Genomic DNA, 7,064 nt, shown 5'->3' with positions numbered 1-7,064 from the left:
CAACAAGAGAATCAGAAGGCAATCCCATAGGCAATTTTAAATGTGTGAATGCCATAGCCCAGCGGGGAGAAGGTGCCGGCGGCGGATGAGGGGGCTACACGGTACAGCATTCATTCCCTTCGCTTTCGCTCAGCACAACAACAAATGTTCTGCCGTGAGGCCCCCTCATCCGACCCTTCGGGCCACCTTCTCCCCGCTGGGGAGAAGAGGGAGCAAGACGCGCCGACTTCCTTAACTTGGCTGTTGCGTTCGGCATGCCCGGTTTTCTACTGAAAAGCGCACTACTCGGAAAGCAGCTCATCCATCCCAGGACCATCCTCAACCTTGCGCAACGGCCTAAAACTCATCCGGTGCAGGGAGCAGGGGCCGTGTTTCTCGATGCCGGCGCGGTGCTGCGCCGTGCCGTAGCCGACATGCGCGGCAAAGCCGTAATCCGGGAAGACATAATGTGCCCGCGCCATCATCCGGTCGCGGGTCACCTTGGCGACGATCGAGGCGGCGGCGATCGAGACGGAGCGGGCATCACCCTTGACCACCGCCTGTCCGGGGCAATCGAGACCGGGCGGCACGTCGAGGCCGTCGGTCAGCACGTAGCTGGCCGGAATGGCGAGGCTGCAGATGGCCCGGCGCATGGCGTCGAGGCTTGCCTTGCGAATATCCGTCTCGTCGATGCGCGTCGAGCTGGAGGAGGCGATGGAGACGGTGGCGGTCGCCAGGATCTGCACGAACAATTCCTCACGCCGTTGCGCCGAAAGCTGCTTGGAATCGTTCAGGCCCTCAGGGATGCGCTTGGGATCGAGAATGACGGCAGCAGCGACGACAGGTCCGGCCAGCGGCCCGCGGCCCGCCTCATCGGCGCCGGCGACCGGCCAGTGGCCGGCCTTGCGGGCTTTGAGCTCGAGTTTGAAATCCGGCACGAGCGGAGCCGTGTCGAAAAGCAGGGGAGAATCGGGTGGCGTGCGAGGTTTCATGCGGCTGAACCTCGCACGCCAACCCGATTTCCCGCAAGTCCCCGGATCAGGGCGGCGGCCGGGGACCGGTCCGGCGGATGGTGGCGGTCAAGGCCATCCGCGGGAATTGCGCTCGGGACTCGAAAACAGGGCGGTTTTTCTGAGCAGCCGATGCGCAAGCTCGAAGCGATTCCAGGAAAAGTGCGAAGCGGTTTTCCATCCGGAATTGCGTAAGGGTTAGAGGACATTCCAAGCAAAGCGCGAAGCGGTTTTGCCGGGAATTGCGTAAACACAAAAGGTCAAAGAAGCGACAGCTGCACGCCGCTGCCATCGGGCGGGATAAACAGATCGTCGCGCAGCGGTACGCTGCGGCGTGTCAGGCCGAAACGTCTGGCCGCCATTTCAAAGCGCCGGGCGATCTGCCAGGCATAGGGACCGGCGCCCTTCATGCGCTTGCCGAATTCGGCATCATAATCCTTGCCGCCGCGCATCGAGCGCACCAGCGACATCACATGCCGATAACGATCGGGGTAATGCTGCAGCAGCCAGTCGCGAAACAGCGGACTGACCTCGAGCGGCAGCCTGAGGATGACGTAGCTCGCCTCGGCAGCACCGGCAGCCTTGGCCGATTCGAGGATGCGTTCCAGCTCGTGGTCGTTCAGCGCCGGAATGAGCGGAGCGGCCATCACAGCCGTCTGGATGCCGGCTTCGGCAAGCGTGTGGATCGTCTCCAGCCGTCGCGGCGGTGTGGCGGCACGCGGCTCCATCGTCCGGGCAAGCTTGCGGTCGAGCGTGGTCACCGAGATGCCGACACGCACCAGGTTCTTGGCTGCCATCTCCTGCAGAATGTCGAGATCGCGCAGGATCATCGCCGACTTGGTAACGATCGACACCGGATGGTTCGCCTTGTTCAAGACCTCGAGAATGCCGCGCATGATGCGCCATTCCTTCTCGATCGGCTGATAGGGATCGGTATTGGTACCGATCGCGATCACCCGCACCTTGTAGCCTGGCTTGGCGAGTTCCCGTTCCAGGAGTTTTGCCGCATCCGGCTTGGCAAACAGCTTCGTCTCGAAATCGAGTCCGGCGGACAGTCCCATATAAGCATGTGTCGGCCGGGCGAAACAATAGATGCAGCCATGTTCGCAGCCGCGATAGGGATTGATCGAGCGGTCGAAGGAAATGTCAGGCGATTCGTTGCGGGTGATGGCCGTGCGCGGTTTCTCGATCTGCACCTCCGTCTTGAACGGCGGCAGCTCTTCCCACGTCTGCCAGCCGTCGTCGAAGCTCTCCCGCTGCAGCGCCTCGAACCGCCCTGTCGGGTTCAATCCCGCCCCACGTCCGCGCCGCCGATCGACCTCGACTCTCAGCCCGGAGGAAACGATCATCGCATCGGCAATATCTGCCGTATTGGCAGGCGCGAATGCGGCCTGCCCTGCCAGGGACTGCTCTCTCATCGGATTCTCCCGTGGCGGAAAGCCATTGTTCCCGCCCGTTTTGATGATTAAATTCCTATCGGCAAAATGAGAACAATGCAAGAACAAAATGTGGAAAACGGTGCTGGCAAAAATTTGTGCGGCGCATTATGAATAGTCGATGTTGACGGTTGTTCTCGAATGCCATGATCAGGAATCTGAGCTGGCGCAGACTTTATCGGTATTGGTGGCAGGCGCGGTGGAAGGGCTTGTCAGCGATGTGATCGTGCTCGATCACGGCTCGCGCGACGGTACCTCACGAGTGGCCGACGCTGCCGGCTGCCGCTTCCATTCACAATGGGATATCAAGGACATCGTCCGCTCCGCCCGCGGCGAATGGCTGCTCTTCGTCGAGCCGGGCGCCAGACCGCAGGCCGGCTGGATCGATGAGATCGCCGAATATGTGGCGCTGAACAAGCTGCCGGCGCGCTTTACCGCGTCGAGGGGCTATCGGCGCCCGTTCTTCCAGCGTGTCGGCCGAGCCGTACCCCCGCTGGAGCTTGGTTTCCTGGTGCCGAAAAAGCTGGCGCTCGCCACCGCCAAAAGCGGGATGCGGCTTCCCGAATTCGTCAAGGGCCAGAAGCCGCGCAAGCTGGCGAGCGAACTCATCCCCGCCTGGGTCGCCCGCGCCGCCCGCTAAGCGATTCCACTCTCTCCGTCATCCTGCTTTCGCGACAATGGCTGCCCCTCACCCTAACCTTACCCGGGTCGAGACCCGTGGCTCGACCCCGGTCGGTGGCGGCAGCCGGATGAGGGGGCGGGTCGCCGAACCTCGGAGGAGTATCATGCTCCTCCCGTCATCGCGCAAAAGATGGCGTCCAATAGAATTTCGCGCTATAATTCAAACATGGCGCCGTCGAAGCGCCGCGCTTCGCAACGGAATGGCCATGGAATGCCGGTGAACGGCAGAACAGGTCCGCGAAAATCTCCTCTTCTGCCGGATTCCCGGCGAAAGGAGGTGCGTCATGACACGCGGTAGAATCTACAGCGTACGCGGTATGATCTACGGCCTGCTGGCCGTCATATTGCCGACTTTGGTGATCGCGCATCCGCATTCGGCAGCATCGCAGACGATGCTCAGTTGCGCAGGCCGATCCGAGGTCATCAAGTTCCTCGACAGGAACTTCGCCGAAAAGCTCACGGCAGTCGGACTGGTCAACCAGAACGCCGTTCTCGAGGTCTACGCCGCCGAAAGCGGAACCTGGACGCTCGTGGTCACGGATGTTCACGGCATAAGCTGCATCCTGCTGTCGGGTGACAGCTGGGAAACAATGCCGGCTCTGCCGGGCCTTGCCACATAGCGAATTCTATTTGGTCGCGCCGCGTTTCAGATGCTCGTCCAGACGCGGCATGATCTCGACGAAATTGCACGGCACGCTGCGATAGTCGAGTTGTCCTTTCAGAATGCCGTCCCAGGCATCCCGGCAGGCGCCGGGCGATCCCGGCAGTGCAAAGATGAAGGTGGAATTGGCAACGCCTGCCGTGGCGCGCGACTGGATCGTTGCCGAGCCGATCTTCTCATAGGAGATGCGGTGGAAGATGGCGGAAAAGCCGTCCATGCGCTTTTCGAACAACGGCTCCAGCGCCTCGGGCGTCACATCGCGGCCGGTAAAGCCGGTGCCACCAGTGGTGATGACGACGTCGATGTCTTTGCTCTCCGTCCAGGCCTTCACCCGTGCGGCGATTTTCTCGCGATCATCGGGCACGATCGCCCGGTCGACCAGCCTGTGGCCGGCCTCGGTGATTCGCGCCGCCAGCGTGTCGCCTGATTTGTCCGTCTCCGGCGTGCGCGTATCCGAGACGGTGAGAATCGCGATGCCGACGGCGATGAAGGGCCGCTTTTCGTCCAGACCTGCCATCACCTGCCTCCCGACACCGTTTCCGTCGCCTGGAAATACCAGTCCGGCCGCTCGCCGTGAAGAGCTGTCACCGCCTCTTGCGCAGCGGCCATAGTGGCAAAGATGCCAAAACAGGTGGCGCCGGAGCCGGACATGCGGGTGAGCAGCGCGCCGCGGGCTTGCAGCATTGCCGAGATCGCAGAAATCTCGGGCACGAGTTCGCGCGCCGGCGGCTCCAGGTCGTTGCGGGCGATGCCGATTGCAGCGAGCCAGTCGGCAGTCCCAGCGAGATTTGAAGCCAGGTTCAGCGCCGGATTGTTCTTCGTGGCCAGCCGCCGGAAAACCTCCGGCGTCGAGACGCCTTTCAGCGGATTGGCGAGCACCATGGCAAAGGCAGGCAGATCCGGCACGGCTTCGATCTTTTCGCCGATGCCGCGGGCAATCAGCGGCCGGCTCTCAAGGCACATCGGCACATCGGCGCCGAGCTTCAGCGAGAGGTTGCCAAGCGCTTCCACCGGCAAGCTCATGCCCCAGAGCCGCATCAGGCCGCGCAGGGTCGCGGCCGCATCGGCCGAGCCGCCGCCGATGCCGGAGGCGATCGGCAGGTTCTTTTGCAGGTGGATATGGACAGGGAAGGCGAGGGCGCCGACCGCTTCGCGCAGGAGATCGCGCGCCCGCAGCACCAGGTTGGTGCCGCCATCGCCGGCAAGCGTTTCGCCGAAGCGGCCCGACAGCGTGAAGGTGTCGGCCTGCGAAGGCAGGAAGCCCAGCCGGTCGCCGCAATCGGCGAAGGTCACCAGCATGTCGAGCAGATGATAGCCATCTGCCCGCCGGCCCGTCACATGCAGGGCGAGGTTGATCTTCGCGCGCGCCTCTTCGGTGACGCCGAAAGCCTCGGCCAGGCCCTCTTCAGGCATATTTTCGGCCCGTCAGGATTTCTTGTCGACCGGCGGCGGGGTGACCGGTGCCGGGTCCGGCTGCTTCTTGTCGGCCGCTTTGGCATCGTCGCTGACAGGAGGCAGGCCGTTGGCGACCTTGTCCTTGATCTTCGGAATTTCGGCGGCCTCCGGCTCGGAGCTGAGCGCCCGGTTCCACTGATAGACGGCCTCGAGCTTGCGGCCGACGCGCCAATAGGCATCGCCGAGATGGTCGTTGATCGTCGCGTCGCCGGCCTTGATCTGGGCGGCCCGCTCCAATTCGTCGACGGCATCGTCGAAGCGGTTGAGGCGGAAATAGGCCCAGCCGAGCGAATCGATGATGTAGCCGTCGTCAGGGCGAAGATCGACGGCCTTCTTGATCATGCCGAGACCTTCGTCGAGGTTCCGGTTCATGTCGATCCAGGAATAGCCGAGATAGTTCAGCACCTGCGGCTGGTCGGGGTTGAGCTCCAGGGCCTTGCGGAAGTTCGGTTCGGCCTGGTCCCACTTCTTCAGCCGCTCATAGGCGATGCCGCGCTGGAAGAAGACGCTCCAATTGGCGCGGCCGGGAATGGGGCCGATCGCTTCGACCGCCTTGTCGTAATTGGCGGCCATCGCCTCGTAGTCCTTGGCGTCGGAGAGCACGCTGCCATAGGCGAGGTAGCTGCGGATGTCCTTCGGGTCGGAGGAGATCAGCGCCTGCAGGTGCTTGCGCGCCTCGTCCACCTTGCCGCCCTGGGCAAGCGCAAGGCCGAGCTGCAGCTCGGAGATGCGCCGCATCGGCGAATTCTCCGGCACCTGCTTGTAGAGCGCGATGGCGCGGTCCATCTGGTTCTGCTTCTCGGCGATGCCACCGAGCAGCACCAGCGTATCGGCGCTGTTCGGATCGAGCGCATTGGCCGTCTGCAGGTACAGCGAGACGATGTCCTCGGCGCCGTCGCGGTTCAGCGCGCCGCCGACCGAAAACAGCACGCCGGCAGCTCCTTCTTCGGCGGTCTTGACCTGCTGTTCCTGCTTCTCGTCCTTTTCGATGCTGTCGCGCAGCGCATTTAGCGGCGCATAATTCGGCAGCAGATTGTCGCCGACAGACACGGCGTCGAGCGCCTTCTGCTTGTTGCCCTGCTGGGCTTCGAGGCGGGCAAGCGCCATCACCGCGCGCATGAAGGTGTCGGGCGCCGTCGCCCCGCCCTCCTTGTCGAGCACGGCATCGTTCAGGTGCTTGCGGGCGGATTTCACGTCGCCGGTGGCGATGGCAATCGCGCCGGCATTGTAATTCTGGAAGATGCGGAACCAGTCCGGCCCCTTCATCTTCTCGACCATGGTGAGCGCTTCCTTGCCGCGGCCGGCGCCGACGCGGGCCCAGGCGAGCAGCAGGTCGTTCATCATCCGGTCGAGATCGTTCGGCCCCTTATATTTGAGGATGGCCTCGGCGGTCTTGTAGTCGTCGCGGCGCACGGCATCCATGCCGCGCACGATCGTGGTGATGCGCTCGACGGAAGGATCGCCCTTCAGGTCGTTGGCATATTTGACGCCGTCCTTGATGTCGCCGTTGAGCAGCAGCGAGATCATCAGCCGCTGGCGAATCTCCGGATTGCCGGGCTCGATCTGCAGCGCCTTCTTGTAGAGTTCGATCGCCGTTGGGTAATCATGATCGACATCGGCCGTGCGCGCCGCCAGGAAGGCGCCGGAGAAGGAGGTGACGCTGTCGGCATCGAAGCTGTCTGTCTTGCCGGCATCGCCCGTCTTGGCCGCATCCTCGGCGTTCACGCCGGCGACGCCGCCGAGCGAAAGAACAGCCACTAGCGCTGCGCTCGTAAGAAGACGGATGGCGAATCTCTGCCGCATAAGGGAAACCTTTCTTCGAGAGCGTCCCGGCAATGATGC

7 protein-coding genes are annotated in these 7,064 nt (G+C 63.1%); 2 read left to right on the top strand and 5 right to left on the bottom strand.

Annotated elements, in window-relative coordinates:
* Positions 1-281: 281 nt before the first annotated feature.
* A complete protein-coding gene (locus tag CO667_RS16790; protein ID WP_097619430.1) occupies positions 282-971 on the bottom strand; it encodes a ribonuclease HII in 690 nt (229 codons plus the stop codon).
* A gap of 278 nt (positions 972-1,249) precedes the next feature.
* Positions 1,250-2,407 carry a PA0069 family radical SAM protein gene (locus CO667_RS16785; protein WP_097619429.1) on the bottom strand — a complete coding sequence of 386 codons (1,158 nt, stop codon included), beginning with the start codon at positions 2,405-2,407 and terminating at the stop codon, positions 1,250-1,252.
* A 139-nt stretch (positions 2,408-2,546) separates the two neighbouring features.
* Between CO667_RS16785 and CO667_RS16780 the strand changes: the two genes are divergently transcribed.
* Entirely contained in the window at positions 2,547-3,065 is a 519-nt protein-coding gene (locus CO667_RS16780) for a glycosyl transferase (protein ID WP_097619428.1), read from the top strand.
* 325 nt (positions 3,066-3,390) lie between these two features.
* Positions 3,391-3,726, top strand: a complete 336-nt coding sequence (locus CO667_RS16775) for a hypothetical protein (RefSeq protein ID WP_097619427.1) — start codon at positions 3,391-3,393, stop codon at positions 3,724-3,726.
* Between the two features lie 6 nt (positions 3,727-3,732).
* Here the strand turns inward: CO667_RS16775 and moaB are convergent, their stop codons facing one another.
* From moaB to CO667_RS16760, 3 genes are read right to left on the bottom strand one after another with little or no spacing between them, the layout of a single operon-like run.
* Positions 3,733-4,284 (bottom strand): molybdenum cofactor biosynthesis protein B, encoded by a 552-nt coding sequence (gene moaB / locus CO667_RS16770; protein ID WP_097619426.1) that lies wholly within the window; start codon positions 4,282-4,284, stop codon positions 3,733-3,735.
* Positions 4,284-5,180: a 4-(cytidine 5'-diphospho)-2-C-methyl-D-erythritol kinase gene (locus CO667_RS16765; protein WP_097619425.1), complete on the bottom strand. Its 897-nt coding sequence runs from the start codon at positions 5,178-5,180 to the stop codon at positions 4,284-4,286. Before CO667_RS16765 ends, moaB begins: the two co-directional genes overlap by 1 nt.
* Before the next feature lie 12 nt (positions 5,181-5,192).
* Positions 5,193-7,025 (bottom strand): tetratricopeptide repeat protein, encoded by a 1,833-nt coding sequence (locus tag CO667_RS16760; RefSeq protein WP_097619424.1) that lies wholly within the window; start codon positions 7,023-7,025, stop codon positions 5,193-5,195.
* Positions 7,026-7,064: the final 39 nt, after the last annotated feature.

It is taken from the genome of Rhizobium sp. L43 (genome assembly GCF_002531725.1).
Taxonomy (GTDB): Bacteria; Pseudomonadota; Alphaproteobacteria; order Rhizobiales; family Rhizobiaceae; genus Rhizobium.
The sequence above is the reverse complement of the archived record's forward strand: the minus strand, read 5'-3'. Positions and strand labels throughout refer to the sequence as shown.